The sequence below is a fragment of the Pseudomonas sp. RA_15y_Pfl1_P11 genome, from assembly GCF_963970975.1.
Taxonomy (GTDB): domain Bacteria; phylum Pseudomonadota; class Gammaproteobacteria; order Pseudomonadales; family Pseudomonadaceae; genus Aquipseudomonas; species Aquipseudomonas tritici.
Genome location: NZ_CAXAOY010000033.1, coordinates 1 through 19,732, shown reverse-complemented (window position 1 = coordinate 19,732; position 19,732 = coordinate 1). Strand labels below are relative to the sequence as shown.

Sequence of the window (19,732 nt, the reverse complement as noted above, 5' to 3'; positions counted from 1 at the left end):
CTTATGACTGGCTATTTTGCCGTATTGACCAGAATAGGTGTTCCGGTCAATATACGGTCGGTTTCGCGCTTACCGTAGGCAGACTGCAGGTTTCAAGAGCACGTCCAAAAGCAAGACAGGTGACGCGCGCCCAAACGTTGGCGCGCAGTTTACACGCTGCGATAAAGAATGACCTCTCAGTCACCACTGACGAACGGTCATCATTTCCCGTGAGCCAGGTCACTCGCTGAGGTTTTTGGAGGTGCCCTTGTGTGCCGATGAGCATCAACCGCCAGGTTCGCCTAGGCGACTTTCTTTTCACCGGAGAGTAACGAGGAATCCATGAAGGTTCTTGTAGCTGTCAAACGCGTTGTCGATTACAACGTGAAAGTTCGCGTCAAGGCGGACAATTCCGGCGTCGACCTTGCTAACGTCAAAATGTCGATGAACCCTTTCTGCGAAATCGCTGTGGAAGAAGCCGTCCGCCTGAAAGAGAAAGGCGTGGCGACTGAAATCGTCGTGGTTTCCATCGGCCCTACCACTGCTCAAGAGCAGCTGCGTACCGCCCTGGCACTGGGCGCCGACCGCGCTATCCTGGTCGAGTCCGCTGAAGACCTGACCTCCCTGGCCGTGGCCAAGCTGCTCAAGGCTGTTGTCGACAAGGAACAGCCGCAACTGGTGATCCTCGGCAAACAAGCCATCGACAGCGACAACAACCAGACTGGCCAGATGCTGGCTGCACTGACCGGTTACGGCCAAGGCACCTTCGCCTCGAAAGTCGAAGTGAGTGGCGACAGCGTGGCGGTGACCCGTGAAATCGACGGCGGCGCACAGACCGTTTCGCTGAAACTGCCGGCCATCGTGACCACCGACTTGCGTTTGAACGAGCCGCGCTACGCGTCCCTGCCAAACATCATGAAAGCCAAGAAGAAGCCTCTCGAAGTGCTGACGCCTGACGCTTTGGGCGTTTCCACCGCCTCCACCAACAAGACTGTAAAAGTTGAAGCGCCGGCTGCTCGCAGCGCAGGCATCAAGGTCAAGTCGGTGGCTGAATTGGTCGAGAAACTGAAAAACGAAGCGAAGGTGCTTTGAATTGGAGAGCAGGATCATGACTATCCTCGTAATCGCCGAACACGATAACAAGGTGCTGGCTCCGGCCACCCTGAATACCGTGGCTGCCGCCGCTAAAATCGGTGGGGACATTCACGTACTGGTTGCCGGCCAGGGCGCTGGCGCAGTGGCTGAAGCTGCTGCGAAAATCGCGGGTGTGAGCAAAGTACTGGTCGCCGACAACGCGGCCTACGCTCATCAACTGCCGGAAAACGTCGCGCCACTGGTAGCAGAGCTGGGCGCTGGCTACAGCCACATCCTGGCTGCCGCGACCTCCAACGGCAAAAATATCCTGCCACGCGTTGCCGCGCAGCTGGACGTTGACCAGATCTCCGAAATCATCTCGGTCGAAAGCGCCGACACCTTCAAGCGCCCGATCTACGCCGGTAACGCCATTGCCACCGTGCAATCGACGGCTTCGGTAAAAGTCATCACCGTACGTGCCACCGGTTTCGACCCGGTTGCCGCCGAAGGTGGTTCGGCTGCCGTTGAAGCTGTTGCAGCTGCCCACGACGCTGGCACTTCCAGCTTTGTTGGCGAAGAGTTGGCCAAGTCGGATCGTCCTGAGCTGACCGCTGCCAAGATCGTCGTTTCCGGCGGCCGTGGCATGCAGAACGGTGACAACTTCAAGCACCTGTACGCCTTGGCTGACAAGCTGGGCGCTGCGGTCGGCGCTTCCCGCGCGGCCGTCGATGCAGGTTTCGTACCCAACGATATGCAGGTCGGCCAGACCGGCAAAATCGTTGCGCCACAGCTGTACATCGCCGTCGGTATCTCCGGTGCGATCCAGCACTTGGCCGGTATGAAAGACTCCAAAGTGATCGTTGCGATCAACAAGGACGAAGAAGCACCGATCTTCCAGGTGGCTGATTACGGCCTGGTGGCGGATTTGTTCGAAGCCGTACCCGAGTTGGAGAAGCTGGTCTAATCCAGTCGCTTCACTTATAAAGAGCCCGGTCTTATGACCGGGCTTTTTTTGCGACCCCTTTTTTGAACACCGGAGAGCTTCGCCATGGAACTGCGCCCCTGGAGCGTTTTGCTGGGCCTCACGCTGCTGCCGACGCTGTCGCTGGCGGCGGGCAAATGCGATCGCCTGGTGATCACCGGCAGCCCGGACACCCCACCTTTGCTTTGGCGCGACCCGCAGGACCCCACGCGCCTGATCGGCGCCACCGCCGATGTGTTGCAGCAAGTGGGCAAGGATCTCGGGTTAAAAATCGACCTGCTCTACGGCGGCACACGTTCCCTGGCCCTGGATGAAGTGCGCAGTGGGCGCATGGACATCCTCGCCGACGCGCCGCTGAACCTGGGTGAGCTGGAAACCCTCGACTACATCCACCCGGCGTTGATGCAGCTCGACTATCTGGTGTGGACGCGCAAGGATTCGGCGCTGGCCTACGCCACGGCCGCCGATCTGCATGGCCACAAGGGCGCTGTGTCCGAGCGGGCGCGCCTGAGCGCGGGCTTCGAGACCTTCGCCGGCCAGCAATTGACCCTGCAACGCCTGCCATCCCTAACGCCAGCGTTTCAGAAACTGCTGCTGGGCGAGGTGGACTATGTGCTCGCTGGGCGTTATTCCGGCATGGCCATGGCGCAGACCTTGGGCATGGCGCAGACCTTGGGCATGAGCAACGACCTGGTCGCCCGCGATGTGCCGATCGACCAGCCGGGCTTGTACCTGGCGATTTCCCACAACTCGGCCTGCAATGATCCGTGGTTGCGCGGACAGCTCGCCAAGAAGATGACAGAATTGCCGACGTCCGGTGTGGCGGAAGCGGCGCTACAGCGCAATCTGGAGCGCTTGAAAGCACAATTGCAGCAACCCGTCGGCACCCCAACAAAGTAGGGATTTTCAGTGACTCTTCGACCTCTTTTCGCGGCCCTCGCCGTTGTCGTTCTGGCGGGATGTGCAGCCGATCCTGCGCCGAATGAACAAATGCGCCTGACCCAGCAAGCCTTGGAGCAAGCCAGTGCCGTGGGTGCCAACGCGGATGAATCGCCTGAATTGAAACTGGCCGAAGCTAAATTCGCCCGAGCCAAGTCGAGCATGGCCGACGAGTCCTACAAAAACGCGCGTATGCGTTTCGAGCAAGCCGAGCTGGACGCACGCCTGGCCGAAGCCAAGGTGCTGACGCGCAAGAGCCAGGAACAACTGAACGTGCTCAACACCCGTATCACCCGCCTGCGCAAGCAATTGCAGTTGGGGGAAGCCCAATGAGCCCGATGATCCGCGGTTTGAGTTGTGCGGTGCTATTGGGCACTGCCGTGCTGGGCGGTTGCGCCAGCCATTCCGATAGCGAACAGGCCTTGCAACAGGCGGGCACTGACTTCCAGAGGGTCAAGGAAGACGCCAATGTGTTGCGCATCGCCCCCAAGGACGTGATCCGTGCCGGTGAATCCCTGGCCCGTGCCGACCGCTTATCCAGTTATTGGGGCAGCGGCTCCGACGTCGTGCATTACGCCTACCTGAGCCAGCGCTACAGCGCCATTGCCCGCGAACACACCGAGCAGGCCCTGAACGAAGAGCGCGCCGCCAAGCTCGAGCTGGAGCGCCAGCGCCTGCAACTGGCCCTGCGTGAAAGCAAGCTGATCAGCGTGCAGCAGCAGGGCAAGTGGCTTGAAGAACAGATCGCCACCCTGGCCACCACCCAGACCGATCGCGGCCTGGTGATGACGTTGGGCGACGTGCTGTTCGATACCGGCGTGGCAGAACTGAAAAACTCGGCCAACCGTACCGTGCTGAAAATCGTACAGTTCCTGCAATTGAACCCCAAGCGCGTGGTGCGCATCGAGGGTTATGCCGACAACACGGGCGGTGAGCGGGAAAATCTGAAACTGTCCCGCGACCGTGCGCAGTCAGTGGCGGATGTGCTGGTGGACCTGGGGATCGACGAAAAACGCATCCAGGTTGAAGGTTATGGTGACCAGTACCCGGTGGAGGCCAACGCCTCCGAGCGGGGCAGAGCGCAGAACCGTCGTGTGGAAATTGTGTTCTCGGATGAGAAAGGCCAGCTGGGCGCCGCTCGGTAGGCGTCTGGTACCGATCAAGCTGTGGGAGCGGGCTTGCCTGCGAAAGCGGTGTATCAGTCAATATTTCAGTGGCTGACACACCGCTTTCGCAGGCAAGCCCACTCCCACATTTGTTTGGTGTACACCGTTACAGTTTTTACTGTCACTCCCGCGCGCGCTCGACTATTGTGGCAACTGTCCCCGTACACTTCTAAACTGTGCCGGTATGTTTCACACAAAAATAAAATACCCGTGAAATCGAGTGCTGCGTCATGACCAATCTGTTGCTTTACCAACGTATTGCCCAGCAACTGGCTGAAGATATCCGGCGCGGTGTCTATCAGCCGGGCGAGCGCGTGCCTTCGGTGCGCAAGATGAGCTCGCAGTTGAACGTGAGCCACGCCACGGTGTTGCAGGCCTACGCCAACCTGGAAGACCAGGGGCTGATCCGGGCGCGGCCGCAATCCGGCTATTACGTGCACCAGACGCCAGCACTCACCGCGCCGACGCCGGACATCGCACGGGTCGAACGCCCAGGGTTGGTCACCCGCAGCAGTATCATCCAGCAGGTATTGGGCGAGTCGCGGCGCGAAGGCGTGTTCCCATTGGGCGCTGCTGTGCCCAGCGTGGACTACCTTCCGGTACGCGCATTGCACCAACAGTTGGCCAAGGTCACGCGCTTCCAGAGCCCGCGGGCGTTCAGTTACATGTTCAGCCCCGGGTTTGAGCCGCTGCGCCGCCAGGTGGCGATCCGTATGCGCGATGCGGGCGTGGTGGTGGACCCTTCCGAAGTCGTGATCACCCACGGGTGTGTCGATGCCTTGCAGATGTCACTGCGGGTGCTGACACGGCCTGGCGACTTGATTGCCGCTGAATCGCCAACCTATTACGGCCTGCTGCAGTTGGCTGACTTGCTGGGGCTCAAGGTCATCGAGATCCCCAGCGACCCATCCACCGGCATGAGCCTGGAAGCCCTGCAACTGGCGGCTAACCAATGGTCGATCAAAGCGCTGGTGCTGACCACGCGGCTGAGCAATCCCTTGGGCGGCACCATGCCCGAGGAACGTCAGAAACAGTTGCTGCGCCTGGCTTCGGATTTCGATATCCAGATTGTCGAGGACGATATCTACGGCGAGCTGATGTTCGAACTAGGCCGCACCAAGGCCCTGAAAGCCTATGACCGCCTCGACCGAGTTATCTATTGCTCGAGCTTTTCCAAGACGCTGTCCCCCGGTGTGCGCATCGGCTGGATGATCGCCGGCAAATACCAGCAGGAGCTGCAGCGCCTGCAAATGTTCAGTACTCACTCGGCGTGCAGCGTCACCCAGATGGGCGTTGCGGCCTATCTGGAAAACGGCGGCTACGATCGGCACCTGCGCTATATACGCCAGGAGTACCGCAAGAATCTCAGCGCGTTCCAGCTCGCGGTGCAGCAATATTTCCCGGAAGGCACGCAGATGACCCGCCCGACCGGCGGCTTCATTTTGTGGGTCAGTTTACCCGGACGGGTCAATACCCAGGAACTGCATGTACGCGCACTGCAACAGGGCATCAGCATCGCACCAGGCCTGATCTTCAGTAACACCGAGCAGTTCAACCACTGCATTCGCCTCAACTGCGGTACGCCCTGGAACCGTGAGGCAGAGCGGGCGCTGATGACGCTGGGTATGCTTGCCAGCCAGCTTTGCCAGGAAACGGCAGCCGGCCTTTGAGGCGCACAAAGGGGGAAAATCCTATAGCACGCTAATCAGCGCACTTGTCATGCCGTGCACAACAAGCGAGCATATGGCCCTCTGCCGTTAATGCTGTAGGCAATATGACCTCGATTTTTCGCGCTGTTTGTGTGATTGGCCTGTTAAGCCTGTGCAACTTCAGCACCGCGCTGGCGGCAGCACCTGTGAGCGAAACCAAGCCAACTGCCAGTTCGAAACAGAAAACCTCTGCCAAGAAAGCTCCCGCCGTGAAGAAACAAAGTGCTGCGGCCAAAAAACGTGCGGCAAGTCGATCAAAATCGTCCCGTGAAGTGGCGCAGACACAATTGCCGCCGGCACAGTTGGATCTGTCATTGCCAACGGACATGGTCAGGCACCTTCAGCCCATTGGCACCATGGCCAAGCCCAAAAGCGTGCCCCTGCTGCCGCCGATGTTTGGTGCCAAGCCCACCGACAACAGTGCATTCCAGATCAACGGCCGCCTGCTCAGCAATGAGATGAAGCTGCAGTTGCGCAATGAAGAGCGGCGTGAAGTGGAAGGCGCAGCGTTGGAATTCGAGTTCAAGCAGTAAACTTTTCCCACATACGTGACGCCGCCCTCCGACCATCTGTCGCAGACTGGTCAGTCACGTTTGTTTTCTGCGAAAAACCCCTGTTAGACCATTTTAAAACGGCTGTTTAAGGGCGTACTCTAGCCCGGCCATCCACATTGAGTCGTCGAGGACCTGCTGGTCATGAATTGCCGTGAAGGCTGTGGCGCTTGCTGCATCGCCCCCTCCATCAGCTCGCCGTTACCTGGAATGCCACAGGGCAAACCGGCCGGCGAACGCTGCCTGCACCTGTCGGTCGAACAGCTATGCCAGCTGTTCGGGCAACCGGAACGCCCGGCGGTGTGCAGTGAGTTCAAGGCGGACATCGAGGTCTGCGGCACCGACCAGGCCGATGCCATCCGTCTGATCGGCTGGTGGGAGCAGATGACGGCGGCTTGATGGGCTTTACTCTCGTAACTTCAACAATAAGGAATACACCTATGGGTTCGCTGAAACGAATGGCTGTGTTGTGCGGTTTTACGGTGTTGTTTGCTGCTACTGCCCAGGCTGAGGATTGGCAAGTCGCCAAGGACGAAGACGGTATCAAGGTGTCCCTGAGCGAAGTTGCCGGCTCCAAGTACAAGGCGTATCGCGGTGTGACCGTGGTCAAGGCGCCGGTTGCCAAGATTGTTGCGCTGCAGGAAGACGTAGTGGGTGCCTGCAAATGGATTCACGAGTGCAAATTGCAAAAACTGCTGAAACACGAGGGTGACGTCAGCTACACCTACACCCAGTTCAATGCCCCGTTCCCCGTCAGTGATCGTGATTCGATCCTCAAAATCACCACCTCGAAGGGCGCTGACGGCAGCGTGACCCGAACCTTGCTGGAGGTGCCGACCTATCAGCCAGAAGAGAAAGGCTTCGTACGGGTTGCCCAAGTCGAAGGCTTCTGGAAACTGGTGCCAAAAGGCGACAACCAAACCGAAGTCACTTATCAGGTGCACACCGAGCCAGGCGGCAGCGTGCCATCGTGGTTGGCCAACAAGTTTGTGGTGGACGCGCCGTTCAACACGTTGAAAGCCTTGAAAGAACACGCTGAAAAATAAGCGCAATTGATCCGGTGCTTCCTGCCCAGAGTGGAACGTTTGCTGACCCCTCAAGGTCCAGATAAATGTGAGCCCACACGCGGGCTTTTTCGAGGAGGCACCGATGCAAAAGTGGCAGATTACTTTCGTTGATGATCACGGCGTACAGTCCGTGGAGCAGTTCACCTGCGAACAACAACCTAGCCGCGAAGATGCTGCGCACATGATTCGCAACAAACTGGTGCCTGTCGCCGCCGAACTCGACCTCAACGACCTTGAGGGCCGTCAGTCCGATCCTACGGTCAAGATCCTCAAAGACCAGAACAGTATCCAGATCCTCGACATCTCTCCTGTCGTCTGAACATTCGCTGTACACCCTTCAAGCACCTCTGGTGGAGGCGATAGCTTCGCGCTACTCTGCAAGTGAGATCAGCGAATGAATCGCTAGGTACTGGTCTTGTCAGCTACATGCTTGTTTTCCAGCGGTGATGTTATTGCCGTAGCTCCTACGCCATTACGGCGTGGGCTTCGGGAAGCACGGAAAGTCTACCCATCAGTTTGAGGAGCACTTTTCATGAGCACAGCCTATCAAGAAGACATCAGCACCAATGTTCTGCGCCGCATGAAAGAAGGCGGTTTTGACTTTTCACGCTTCCACCCCATTGAGTTCTACGCCATTTTTCCTGATGAAGAACGGGCGCGCAGGGCTGCGGGTGAGTTTCGTGGGGAATCCCTGAATGCCCAAGTCAGTGCGCGCGACGATGGTGCCTGGTACTTGGAACTGAGCAAAATCATGTCTGCCACCTACGACGGCATAGGAGACTTCGAGCAAGACTTTGGGGCGGTGGTCGAGCCGCTGGGCGGGATCATCGAGGGGTGGGGCGTGAAGCAGGAGGTGCGTGGGTTACCCATGTAGCAGCGAGCAGTATGAGAAACACAGCGTATCGGCTGACCTTTGGGTCGGCCGATTTTGTTTGTGGCGTCCACCCAGGTCTTTTCAGCGCCCAAAAAAAGCCACCCGAGCAGGGTGGCCGAAAGGGAAGACCGGGAGGTCGGTCGGTATACGAAGCACTACGTTACCGATCGCGCAAAGGGTTGAGCTGTAGGACACGTCCTGTTCAGCAGATGTTGATGATTATCCGTAGGCTTGTCCGGGCAGTGAAATCAACTCTGGCTATGCTGTTGATAGTCAAAGCCCGCATTGCGATGAAGCAGGGGGCAGTGCACCGGGCATTCTGCGCACCAGGACGGTGCGAATGGATTTCGGTGGTTATTCAACGCACTGATTTTTAAGTGTTTATGCCGCTGGCACGGGCCTTGCGATGGTTCTAGCGCCCGGGTGACAAGGAGTTCGGCATGATCCGCACTTATTACGATGAAATGTACGACGGGGCAGGGCAGGTCCGGCCGCATTACCGCGAGTTCGCGCGCTGGTTGGCTGATACCCCTGCTGAACTGCTGGCCCAGCGTCGGCGTGAAGCCGATTTGCTGTTTCACCGCGCCGGTATCACCTTCACGCTCTACGGGGACGAGCAGGGCACCGAGCGCCTGATTCCCTTCGACACCATCCCGCGCAGCATTCCCGCCAGCGAATGGCGGATTGTCGAGCGCGGCTGCATCCAAAGGGTCAAGGCGCTGAATATGTTCCTCGCCGACCTGTATCACGAGCAACGCATCATCAAGGCCGGGATCATCCCAGCCGAACAGGTATTGGCCAACGAGCAATACCAACTGGCTATGCAGGGTTTGAATCTGCACCGCGACTTGTATTCCCACGTCTCCGGTGTCGACCTCGTACGTGACGGCGACGGCACGTACTACGTGCTTGAAGACAACCTGCGTACCCCGAGCGGCGTCAGCTACATGCTCGAAGACCGCAAGATGATGATGCGCCTGTTCCCCGAACTGTTCGCCGCCCAGCGTATTGCGCCCATCGATCATTACCCCAACCTGCTGCTCGACACCCTGAAAAGCTCCAGCCCCCTGGATAACCCCAGCGTGGTTGTGCTCACCCCGGGACGCTTCAACAGCGCGTTCTTTGAACATGCGTTCCTGGCCCGGGAAATGGGCGTGGAGCTGGTGGAAGGCGCCGACCTGTTTGTGCGCGATGACCGCGTATTCATGCGTACCACCGATGGCCCCAAGGCCGTGGACGTGATCTACCGCCGCCTCGACGATGCGTTTCTCGACCCATTGGCCTTCAACCCGGATTCCATGCTCGGCGTGCCCGGCCTGCTCGCGGCTTATCGCTCGGGCAACGTAGTGCTGGCCAATGCCATCGGCACCGGGGTGGCGGATGACAAGTCGGTGTACCCCTTCGTCACCGAGATGATCCGTTTTTACCTGGATGAAGAACCCATCCTGAAGAACGTTCCGACATTCCAATGCCGTAAGCCTGACGAACTGTCCCACGTGTTGGCTAACCTGCCGGACCTGGTGGTGAAGGAAACCCAAGGATCCGGTGGCTACGGCATGCTGGTCGGCCCGGCGTCCACGAAGGCCGAAATCGAAGCCTTCCGTGCGCGCATCAAGGCCAAGCCCCATGCGTATATCGCCCAACCGACCCTGTGCTTGTCCACCTGCCCGACCTTTGTCGAAAACGGCATTGCGCCGCGCCACATCGACCTGCGCCCATTCGTATTGTCGGGCAAGGAAACCCGTGTAGTCCCAGGCGGGCTGACCCGTGTGGCATTGCGTGAAGGTTCGCTGGTGGTCAACTCGTCCCAGGGCGGCGGCACCAAAGACACCTGGGTGGTCGAGGACTGATGCCATGTTGAGTAGAACTGCCTCGGATTTGTACTGGATGTCGCGCTACCTGGAACGCGCGGAAAACCTCGCGCGCATGCTTGATGTCAGCTATTCGCTGTCGCTGATGCCGCAAGATGGGCGCGGTGATGGCCTGCATGAACTGGCCATGCCGCTGTTGATCACCGGCACCCTGGAGGATTACCACGCGCGCCACGGCGAGTTGCACGCCGAACGCCTGTTGCACTTTTTTGCCCTGGACGCGGCGAACCCGGCCAGCATCTACAGCTGTCTCGGCGCAGCGCGGGCCAGCGCCCATGCGGTGCGTGGGCGAATTACCGCCGACATGTGGGAAAACATCAACGCTACCTGGCTTGATATTCGTGACATCGCTCAGCAGGGCTTGAGCCGCTATGGCATGAGCCGGTTCTGTGAGTGGGTCAAGGAACGGTCCCACCTGTTCCGTGGTGCCACCTACGGCACCATCATGCGCAACGATGCGTTCCGGTTCATTCGCCTGGGCACCTTTATCGAACGTGCCGATAACACCCTGCGCCTGCTGGACGCCCGCTATGAAATGGCCGGCGACCAGGCCGAAGCCGTCAGCGATGGCACGGCCCACGCCTACTATCAATGGAGCGCTTTGCTGCGCGCCTTGTCGTCGTTCGAGGCCTACACCGAGATTTACCGTGATGCCCCCGGCGCCCGGCAGGTCGCGGAGTTACTGCTGCTACGCGCCGATGTACCGCGTTCATTACGCGCCTGCAGCGAAGAAATTGACCAGATCCTCGCCAGCCTGCCCGGCCTCAATGGCCGACCGGCCCAGCGCCTGGCCGCCGAGATGGACGCGCGCCTGCGCTTTACCGCCATCGATGAAATCCTCGAGGAAGGCCTGCACGCCTGGCTGACCGACTTCATTCCCTTGGTTCGCCAGTTGGGCGACGCCATCTACAGTTCCTACCTGGAGGCCGCATGAGACTCTCCATCAGCCACGAAACCACCTACCACTACGAAGACCAAGTGCGCGCCAGCATCCAGTACCTGCGTCTTACACCTCACGACAGCGAGCGCCAGCGCGTACTCAGTTGGGCGCTCGACCTGCCGCGTCCGGTGCGCGCCCAGGTGGACCCGTTCGGCAACATCCTGCACGTGCTGACCCTGGATGAACCGCACGACGCCATCATCATCGGCGCCCGCGGCCAGGTGGATATCGACGAGTTGCGCGAGGCCGAACATGAGAGCCAGTCGGCGTTCCCGTTCCTGCGTTGCACCCGTCTGACCGAGCCTGATGACGCCCTGCGCGGCTTTGCCCACCAGCACTGCCATCAACGCCGCGACCGTACAGCGCTGATTGATTTGATGCATGCGCTTAACCAGTCGATGGTCTACACGCCTGGCGCGACCGACGTCGACACCTGCGCCGCCCAGGCCTTCGCTGGCCGTGCAGGCGTGTGCCAGGACCACACCCATGCGTTCCTGGCGTGTGCGCGTAGCCTTGGGATCCCTGCGCGCTATGTGTCGGGGTATTTGTACACTGAGGACAGTACGCACCTGGCCAGCCACGCCTGGGCCGAAGCCTGGCTGGATGACGCGTGGTACAGCTTTGATGTGACCAACCAACTGGCCCGGCCGGAGCGGCATTTGAAACTGGCGGTGGGGTTGGATTACCTCGATGCTTGCCCGGTACGCGGCATGCGCCGGGGCGGTGGGCATGAGCAGATGCATGCCAAGGTGTTTGTGGCGCCGACGCCGGTGATTTCAGTCCAGCAGCAATAACGGATGGTAGTGAGCGGGCAAGCCCGCTCACTACAATTTACGCCCCGCCATATGCTTCAAATACCTCACCAGCAAATCCAGCTCACCGTCCGGCAACACACTGGCCGCAAATGCTGGCATTTTCGCCTGCGGCCAATGCCGCAAACTCTGTGGGTCGCGGATATAGCGCTTGAGGAAATCACCGCCAAAATACTCGGTGGGGTTATAGGGAATATTCAAGTCCGGCCCCACCTGCGCGTCACCGGCACCGTTGAGGCGATGACAGGCCAGGCAATTCTTCTGGAACAGCGCAAAGCCCTGATTGATCGGGTCATTGGCCGCCAGTTTCGGGTCGGGCAACAACGCCGGAAAGCGCTCCGCCACGGTCTTCAATTGTTTGATCCCTGAGATCTGGAACGGCCACTGCTCAGGGCTGATATGCCCGGCTTGCGGATCGGTCCACACCAGATAGAACGGCCCGGCACTCGGTTTGCCTTCCGTCAATGCAGGCCACGGTTGAGCGGGATCTTCCACCGCCAGCCAGGCACGTGCGCCCTGTTTTTCCAGCAGCGGTGCGGCCGTGAGCTCGGCGGCGAAACCATCCAAGGCAACAGCCTGCAGGTGGCTCTCAGGTTTCAGTCCCGGTAAGAGCAAGGCCAGCGGCACTGCCCGATAAGTCATAGTGCGCTTGTAGGAAACGTCATCAACGATCTGCACCGTTTGCGCGTGCGGATGCTTGAGCAAGTCGGCGGTCTGCCAGGTCTTGCTGCTGTGGTCGAGCTCGATGGTCAGTTGCGCCGCCGAAGCGGGCAGGCCGATCAGCAAGGCGAATAGAGCGAAGATGGCTTTCAAGAGGGAGGCCCGGTGTGCAGTGGCGAGGGTGCTCACGATACCGGAAATCCATACATAAAAAGGCAGCCCCTGCAGGACCGCTATGCGCAATGTCCCGGCAGGTGCTGCCAAAAGCGGCAAACCCGGTGCTGTGTAGGCGCGGAATGTGAGTGTTGAGGCATCACCCAATAACCTTGGTCAAGTTGGGCAAGATCAGGATCAGTGTGGTGGCGAATAGAATAAGTCCCGCCTGACGTACTTTCGAATGTTTGAACATGGCTGACTGCCTTTTGTTGTTATTTCTGAGCGTCAAATGCGTGCCGGTTTTATTTCAGTATGGCGAGATGACGTGTCACTTTTCTTTCAGCTGCTCCAGCAAAACCCGGCAGCAGCTTCTTACTGATTCAACCTTAGAGCCCTCGTTCTTCGTGGCTTAGACCTATTTCATATCAGCCAATCAGCAGTTCAGCTTAAATAAGCATGAGGCATAACGCCATCTTGGCGCCAATGCCTTGGCTAGACAGCTAAAACGATTAATCACGCAATTACCTTAGGTGGCTACCGTTCGTCCGAGCGTGGGGGTCAAAAGCAATGAGCGCATCCGTCATTGAAACCGTGTCAATCGGGCCTAAGGTAGAGGCATCCATGCACAGCGGTTCGAGGACGTCATGACCCAAGCTTTGATCTTTGATGCGATACGCACGCCCCGTGGCAAAGGCAAGGCGGACGGCGCCTTGCACAGCGTCAAGCCAGTGAACCTGGTGGCTGGTTTGCTCACGGCGCTGGCCCGGCGCAACGACCTCGACACCCATCAAGTGGATGATATCGTGCTCGGCTGCGTGACCCCGGTGGGCGATCAGGGCGCCGACATTGCCAAGACCGCCGCTCTGGTGGCGGATTGGGACATCAGCGTTGCCGGTGTACAAGTCAACCGCTTCTGCGCCTCAGGCCTGGAAGCGGTCAACCTGGGTGCGATGAAAGTCCGCTCCGGCTTCGAAGACTTAGTCGTGGTCGGTGGCGTCGAGTCCATGTCCCGCGTGCCCATGGGCAGTGATGGTGGCGCCTGGGTTCTGGACCCGCAAACCAATATGCACAGCCATTTCACCCCCCAGGGCATTGGCGCTGACCTGATCGCGACCCTGGAAGGGTTCACCCGAGAGGACGTCGACACCTTTGCCCTGCATTCGCAGCAGAAAGCGGCCAGGGCGCGTGCAGACGGTTCCTTCAACAAATCGCTGATCGCGGTGCAGGACCAGAACGGCATTGTGCTGCTGGACCAAGACGAATTCATCCGCGGCGATTCCACCCTCGAAGGCCTTGGCAAGCTCAAGCCGAGCTTCGAAATGATGGGGCAGATGGGCTTCGACGCCACCGCGTTGCGGGTCTACAGCCACGTCGAGCGCATCCATCATGTACATACTCCCGGCAACAGCTCCGGCATCGTCGATGGCGCCGCGCTGATGCTGATCGGCTCCGAGGCTATGAGCCGCGAGCTGGGCCTGCAACCGCGCGCGCGCATCGTCGCCACGGCGGTCACCAGCACCGACCCCACCATCATGCTCACCGGCCCCGCGCCGGCAACGCGCAAAGCGCTGGCCAAGGCCGGCTTGCGTGTCGAAGACATCGACCTGTTCGAGGTCAACGAAGCGTTTGCCGCTGTCGTGCTCAAATTCATCAAGGACATGGGCATCGACGCTGCGCGGGTCAACGTGAATGGCGGCTCGATCGCCATGGGCCACCCGCTCGGCGCCACCGGCTGCGCGATCCTCGGCACCTTGCTCGACGAGCTGGAAGTACGCCAGCAGCGCTACGGCCTGGCCACGCTGTGTGTCGGCGGTGGCATGGGCATCGCCACCATCATCGAACGCCTCTGAGCCCAAGGAATTTGTCATGACCCAAGCAATTCGTTACGAACAAGGCCTGGACGGGATCGTGGTGCTGACCCTCGACATGCCCGGCCAGAGCGCCAATACCATGAACGGCGTGTACCGCGAGGCCATGGCGGCAACGGTCGAGCGGCTGGAGGCGGAAAGGGACAGCATTGCCGGGGTGGTGATCACCTCGGCGAAGAAGACGTTTTTTGCCGGTGGCGACCTCAATGAACTGATCAAGGTCGACAAGGCCCACGCCAAGGATTTCTACAACGGTGTGTTGGTGCTGAAAGCGCAACTGCGCCGCCTGGAAAACCTCGGCAAGCCCGTGGTGGCTGCCATCAATGGCGCGGCGCTGGGGGGTGGTTGGGAGATTTGCCTGGCGTGCCACTATCGCGTCGCGCTGGATGACAAGTCAGTGCAGCTTGGCTTGCCGGAAGTCACCTTGGGCCTACTGCCGGGCGGCGGCGGGGTGGTGCGCATGGTGCGCATGCTGGGGCTGGAAAAGGCTCTGCCGTATTTGCTGGAAGGTAAAAAAGTCAGGCCACAACAGGCGCTGCAAGCCGGGTTGATCAATGAGTTGGCGGCAAACCGCGAAGAGCTGCTGGCCAAATCCCGCGCCTGGATTCTGGCCAACCCGGATGCAAAGCAGCCTTGGGACACCAAGGCTTACCAAATGCCCGGCGGCACACCGTCCAGTCCAAAAATTGCGCAGATGCTGGCAATTGCGCCGTCGATTTTGCGCAGTAAAACCAATGGCTGTTTCCCGGCCCCGGAGAAAATCCTCTGCGCCGCCGTTGAAGGTGCCCAGGTAGATTTTGACACGGCGCACCTCATCGAGACTCGCTACTTCACCGAGCTGGTGACCGGGCAAGTGGCGAAAAACATGATCGGCACCTTTTGGTTCCAGCTAAACGAGATCAACGCCGGCAGTTCACGTCCGCAGGGTTTCGCGCCTTGTATCACCGGCAAAGTCGGTGTGCTCGGCGCTGGGATGATGGGCGCAGGCATTGCCTATGTCAGCGCCAGTGCAGGCGTCGAAGTCGTGCTCAAGGACGTCAACCTGGCGGCCGCCGAGAAGGGCAAGGCGCATTCTGCGGCGCTGCTGGACAAAAAGGTCAGCCGTGGGCAACTGAGCGTTGAGCAACGGCAAGCAATCTTGGCGCGGATTCATCCTACGGCCTCCGATACAGACCTGGCCGGCTGCGACCTGGTCATCGAAGCCGTGTTCGAAGATCGCGAACTCAAGGCTAAAGTCAGCGCCGCAGCGCAACGCGTAGTGGGTGCCGATGCGGTGATTGCTTCCAACACCTCCACCTTGCCCATCAGCGGGCTTGCTACAGCAGTGCCGGATCCAGGCAAATTCATCGGCCTGCATTTCTTCAGCCCGGTGGACAAGATGCCACTGGTGGAGATCATCAAAGGAGCGCATACCTCAGACGAAACCCTGGCCCGCGGTTTCGATTTCGTACTGCAAATCAAGAAAACCCCGATCGTGGTCAACGACAGTCGTGGTTTTTTCACCTCGCGGGTGTTCGGCACCTTTACCAACGAAGGCATCGCCATGCTTGGCGAAGGCGTGGCCGCACCGATGATCGAGACCGAAGCGCGCAAGGCCGGCATGCCGGTCGGCCCGCTGGCAGTGTCGGATGAAGTATCTCTGAGCCTGATGAGCCATATAAGGCAGCAGACGGCCAAGGATCTGCAGGCGGAAGGTAAGGCAGTGCCAGCGCATCCGGCGGCAGCGGTAATCGACCTTTTGGTCAATGAATACAAACGCGTCGGCAAGGCGGCGGGAGGCGGTTTCTATGAGTACCCCAACGGCGGGCAGAAGTACCTGTGGCCGGAGCTGAAAAGCCGCTTTGAACGGGCCGGTCAACGCATCTCGCCACAGGACGTGCGCGACCGCCTGCTGTTTATCCAGGCCATCGAAACCGTGCGGTGTGTAGAGGAGGGGGTGTTGATGTCCACGGCGGACGCTAACGTGGGGTCGATTTTCGGCATTGGTTTCGCGGCCTGGAGCGGTGGCGCCTTGCAGTTCATCAACCAATATGGGCTGAACGATTTTGTCGCCCGCGCGCGCTATCTGGCCGAGCAGTATGGCGAACGCTTCACACCGCCGGCTTTATTGCTGGAAAAAGCTGCCGAGGGTGACGTGTTCCGGTGATCAAGGGGGCTTGCCTTGAAGGGGTATTTCAAGGCAGGCTCTGGGGTGTGCATTATTCCCATCACCGTGTCAGGTATTTTTTATGTCGCTACGCGTCTGTATCCTGGAAACCGATATCCTGCGTCCAGGCTTGATCGATCAATACCAAGGGTATGGGCAGATGTTCAAGCGCCTGTTCTCCAAGCAACCTATCCCCGCCGAGTTTGTCGTGTACAACGTGGTGAATGGCGAATACCCGTCGGACGATGAAGTGTTTGACGCGTACCTGGTGACCGGCAGCAAGGCCGACGCCTTCGGCACCGACCCTTGGATCCAGACCCTCAAGACCTACCTGCTCGAGCGTTACGAGCGCGGCGACAAGCTGCTCGGTATCTGCTTCGGTCACCAGTTACTGGCACTGCTGCTCGGCGGCAAGACCGAGCGCGCCGGCCAGGGTTGGGGCATGGGCATTCACGATTACAAGCTCGACGCCAAGGCGCCGTGGATGAGCCCGGAAGTGGAAGAGCTGACGCTATTGATCAGCCACCAGGACCAAGTGACCACGCTGCCGGAAAATGCCACGGTCATCGCGTCCAGCGCGTTTTGCCCGTTCGCCGCGTACCACATCGGCGATCAAGTGCTGTGCTTCCAAGGCCACCCGGAATTTATCCACGACTATTCCCGCGAATTGCTGGAGATTCTTCAGACAACGCTGGGTGAAAAGGTCTACACAAACGGTGTCGCCAGCCTTGAGCGTGACCACCACGGCACCACGGTGGCGGAATGGATGATGCGCTTTGTGGCACACCAGCCCGAGGCCCGGGTTTAAAGCCATCCCGAACGCTTGAAGCTGGCCCACAGGCCGGTGCAACCGGTCGCAATAAACCCGAGCACCGCAAAATAGCCGTAGTGCCATTGCAGCTCGGGCATGTTCTGGAAGTTCATCCCATAAATCCCCGCCACCGCGGTGGGGAACGCCAGGATTGCCGCCCATGCGGCGAACTTGCGCTGCACCACGCTCTGGCGCGAGGCCTCCAGTAATACACCGATCTCGATGGTCTGGCTGGCGATATCGCGCAGGGTGGTGAGGTCTTCCATCTGCCGTGTCACGTGGATCTGCACGTCACGGAAATACGGGCGCATGTTCTTGTCGATAAACGGGAAACTCAGCTTCTGCAGCTCCTGGCTGATCTCCACCATCGGCGCCACGTAACGCTTGAGCCGCAGCACGTCGCGACGTAGGCCGTGGATCTTCTGGATGTCGCGTTCACTCAGCGAACTGCACAGCACGTTACGCTCCAGCTCATCGATCTCGGCATGGATCGCTTCACTCACCGGCTGGTAGTTCTCGGTGACAAAATCCAGCAGCGCATAGAGTACGAAATCTTCCCCATGCTCCAGCAACAGCGGTCGCGCCTCACAGCGTTGGCGCACAAAGCCGTAGGACGCCGAGTGACCGTTGCGTGCGGTGATGATGTAGCCATTACCGGCAAAAATATGGGTTTCGATAAACTCCAGCTTGCCGTTCTCGCGCACCGGTGAATAGGTGACGATAAACAGTGCATCGCCGAACGTTTCAAGCTTGGGGCGGCTGTGTTTTTCCAGAGCGTCTTCGATGGCCAGCTCATGCAGGTTGAACTGGCGTTGCAAGTTGGCCAGTTCCTGGGCGTTGGGTTCTTCCAGGCCGATCCATACAAAGTGACCGGGTTTGGCGGCCCAGGCGGCGCCTTCGTCGAGGGTGATATCAGAGACTTTCTTACCGGCGCTGTAGACGGCGGCCGCAACAACTCTACCCATGGTGCTGATCACTTCTTATTGGGGGGACAGGTGTTGGGCAGCTTAGCTTGAATGGCGTTCCGTTGTAGCTGCCGTTGTTGTGAGCGAGCTTGCTCGCGCTGGGGTGCGAACCGCCCACGATCGTTATTCAGGCCGCCCGCAACTCGCGATCCATCCGCGCAATGCATTCATCCATCTGCGCATAACAAGCCTGCATCAACGCCGGGATGTCATCCACCGTCATGCCTGTAGTAGGAATTGGCGGCAACGAACGTATGAGCACATCACCACTGTTCCAGCGATTAAGCCGCATGTGAGTGACGTAGTTGCTGACACACACCTGCACGATCGGCACACCCGCCGCGATCGCCATATGGAACGCACCCTTCTTGAACGGCAGCAAACCGTTACCCAGGTTGCGCGTACCTTCCGGGAACACCCATATCGACGTGTCTTTATGTTGCAGCGTCTGGGTCGTGGTGAGCATCGCACGGCGCGCCTTGTGCGCATTGCCCCGGTCGATCAACACATTGCCCGCCAGCCAGAATAACTGGCCGAACAGCGGCACCCATTTCAGGCTTTTTTTGGCGATACACACCGTGCGGTACGGCACCACATTGCCAACGACAAACAAGTCATAGTTGGACTGGTGGTTTGCAATCACCACACAGGTGCCGGGCTTATTGCGCAGCGAGTCAACATCGGCTTTTACGTTCAAACGCAGAATCCACATGGCCGGCAGCGCGTAAAGGCGGGCACATAGGCGGCTGTTGTCCGGATTGAATGGCCGGCAGATACCTACCAGCACACCCAGCACACCGGCGAGCATAAAGTGCAGGCTCATCAACAACATACGCAACAGATAAAGCATCGACACGGCCTATCGAGACAAAAGGTGGCGCAGTGTACGGATGTGCACTGGATTCGGCAATTCCCCGGTAGAGGTAGGAGATAGCCGATGTTTTAGTGCATATTTCAACATCTGCCGACACTGGCAGGCTAGAGCGGCTGAAGATCGTTCGGTTTGAAGTCTAAGAAAAAGCCCGACTCAAGGTCGTAATGCTGTTCACTTAAGCATTTGAGCTCACGTCGAAGTTCCTAGAAAATCCGATGCCAGATATCTGGCATCGGATTTTTTATGTCTGTTCAGCAGCACCTGCTCGACCTCGGCGACCTTTTCAAC

General features: G+C 59.1%; 20 protein-coding genes. 17 read left to right on the top strand and 3 right to left on the bottom strand.

The window, feature by feature from the left end; translation table 11 throughout:
- Positions 1–321 precede the first annotated feature (321 nt).
- From AACY44_RS26925 to AACY44_RS26860, 14 genes are all read left to right on the top strand, one after another.
- Entirely contained in the window at positions 322–1,071 is a 750-nt protein-coding gene (locus AACY44_RS26925; RefSeq protein ID WP_339418878.1) for an electron transfer flavoprotein subunit beta/FixA family protein, read from the top strand.
- Between the two features lie 16 nt (positions 1,072–1,087).
- Positions 1,088–2,017, top strand: a complete 930-nt coding sequence (locus tag AACY44_RS26920; RefSeq protein ID WP_065873947.1) for an electron transfer flavoprotein subunit alpha/FixB family protein — start codon at positions 1,088–1,090, stop codon at positions 2,015–2,017.
- An 84-nt stretch (positions 2,018–2,101) separates the two neighbouring features.
- The gene (locus tag AACY44_RS26915) at positions 2,102–2,935 is read left to right on the top strand and encodes a substrate-binding periplasmic protein (RefSeq protein ID WP_339531455.1); all 834 of its coding nucleotides are present in this window, start codon (positions 2,102–2,104) and stop codon (positions 2,933–2,935) included.
- Positions 2,936–2,944: 9 nt separating this feature from the next.
- The gene (locus AACY44_RS26910) at positions 2,945–3,307 is read left to right on the top strand and encodes a DUF4398 domain-containing protein (protein WP_339418874.1); all 363 of its coding nucleotides are present in this window, start codon (positions 2,945–2,947) and stop codon (positions 3,305–3,307) included.
- Positions 3,304–4,119 (top strand): OmpA family protein, encoded by an 816-nt coding sequence (locus AACY44_RS26905; protein ID WP_339531453.1) that lies wholly within the window; start codon positions 3,304–3,306, stop codon positions 4,117–4,119. Before AACY44_RS26910 ends, AACY44_RS26905 begins: the two co-directional genes overlap by 4 nt.
- A gap of 251 nt (positions 4,120–4,370) precedes the next feature.
- A complete protein-coding gene (locus AACY44_RS26900; protein WP_049711953.1) occupies positions 4,371–5,810 on the top strand; it encodes an aminotransferase-like domain-containing protein in 1,440 nt (479 codons plus the stop codon).
- Between the two features lie 104 nt (positions 5,811–5,914).
- Positions 5,915–6,382: a translation initiation factor 2 gene (locus AACY44_RS26895; protein ID WP_339418869.1), complete on the top strand. Its 468-nt coding sequence runs from the start codon at positions 5,915–5,917 to the stop codon at positions 6,380–6,382.
- Positions 6,383–6,544: 162 nt separating this feature from the next.
- Positions 6,545–6,799, top strand: coding sequence for a YkgJ family cysteine cluster protein (locus AACY44_RS26890; protein WP_049711955.1), 255 nt, complete (start codon positions 6,545–6,547; stop codon positions 6,797–6,799).
- A 41-nt stretch (positions 6,800–6,840) separates the two neighbouring features.
- Positions 6,841–7,446, top strand: a complete 606-nt coding sequence (locus tag AACY44_RS26885; protein WP_339418868.1) for an START domain-containing protein — start codon at positions 6,841–6,843, stop codon at positions 7,444–7,446.
- Positions 7,447–7,549: 103 nt separating this feature from the next.
- Positions 7,550–7,786, top strand: a complete 237-nt coding sequence (locus AACY44_RS26880) for a hypothetical protein (protein WP_339418867.1) — start codon at positions 7,550–7,552, stop codon at positions 7,784–7,786.
- Between the two features lie 213 nt (positions 7,787–7,999).
- Complete coding sequence (locus AACY44_RS26875; RefSeq protein ID WP_010208429.1) at positions 8,000–8,341, top strand: ribonuclease E inhibitor RraB; 342 nt, start codon at positions 8,000–8,002, stop codon at positions 8,339–8,341.
- A gap of 440 nt (positions 8,342–8,781) precedes the next feature.
- Positions 8,782–10,191: a circularly permuted type 2 ATP-grasp protein gene (locus AACY44_RS26870; protein WP_065873939.1), complete on the top strand. Its 1,410-nt coding sequence runs from the start codon at positions 8,782–8,784 to the stop codon at positions 10,189–10,191.
- 4 nt (positions 10,192–10,195) lie between these two features.
- Positions 10,196–11,146, top strand: a complete 951-nt coding sequence (locus AACY44_RS26865; RefSeq protein ID WP_065873938.1) for an alpha-E domain-containing protein — start codon at positions 10,196–10,198, stop codon at positions 11,144–11,146.
- Positions 11,143–11,946, top strand: coding sequence for a transglutaminase family protein (locus AACY44_RS26860; protein WP_339418865.1), 804 nt, complete (start codon positions 11,143–11,145; stop codon positions 11,944–11,946). The genes AACY44_RS26865 and AACY44_RS26860 overlap by 4 nt, the downstream gene beginning before the upstream one ends.
- A gap of 30 nt (positions 11,947–11,976) precedes the next feature.
- Here AACY44_RS26860 and AACY44_RS26855 read toward each other — a convergent pair whose 3' ends face one another.
- On the bottom strand, positions 11,977–12,777 hold the full coding sequence (locus AACY44_RS26855) for a c-type cytochrome (RefSeq protein ID WP_339439370.1): 801 nt from the start codon (positions 12,775–12,777) through the stop codon (positions 11,977–11,979).
- A gap of 647 nt (positions 12,778–13,424) precedes the next feature.
- On the opposite strand from AACY44_RS26855, the gene AACY44_RS26850 reads away from it, so the two are divergent.
- From AACY44_RS26850 to AACY44_RS26840, 3 genes are all read left to right on the top strand, one after another.
- Positions 13,425–14,630 (top strand): acetyl-CoA C-acetyltransferase, encoded by a 1,206-nt coding sequence (locus AACY44_RS26850; RefSeq protein ID WP_339418863.1) that lies wholly within the window; start codon positions 13,425–13,427, stop codon positions 14,628–14,630.
- A gap of 16 nt (positions 14,631–14,646) precedes the next feature.
- Positions 14,647–16,794, top strand: a complete 2,148-nt coding sequence (locus AACY44_RS26845) for a 3-hydroxyacyl-CoA dehydrogenase NAD-binding domain-containing protein (RefSeq protein WP_339436494.1) — start codon at positions 14,647–14,649, stop codon at positions 16,792–16,794.
- An 82-nt stretch (positions 16,795–16,876) separates the two neighbouring features.
- Positions 16,877–17,602 carry an amidotransferase gene (locus tag AACY44_RS26840; protein WP_339418859.1) on the top strand — a complete coding sequence of 242 codons (726 nt, stop codon included), beginning with the start codon at positions 16,877–16,879 and terminating at the stop codon, positions 17,600–17,602.
- Here the strand turns inward: AACY44_RS26840 and AACY44_RS26835 are convergent.
- Positions 17,599–18,570, bottom strand: coding sequence for a magnesium and cobalt transport protein CorA (locus AACY44_RS26835; RefSeq protein ID WP_339418857.1), 972 nt, complete (start codon positions 18,568–18,570; stop codon positions 17,599–17,601). The two genes, AACY44_RS26840 and AACY44_RS26835, sit on opposite strands and share 4 nt — an antisense overlap.
- Before the next feature lie 127 nt (positions 18,571–18,697).
- Entirely contained in the window at positions 18,698–19,420 is a 723-nt protein-coding gene (locus tag AACY44_RS26830; protein WP_065873932.1) for a 1-acylglycerol-3-phosphate O-acyltransferase, read from the bottom strand.
- Positions 19,421–19,732 lie beyond the last annotated feature (312 nt).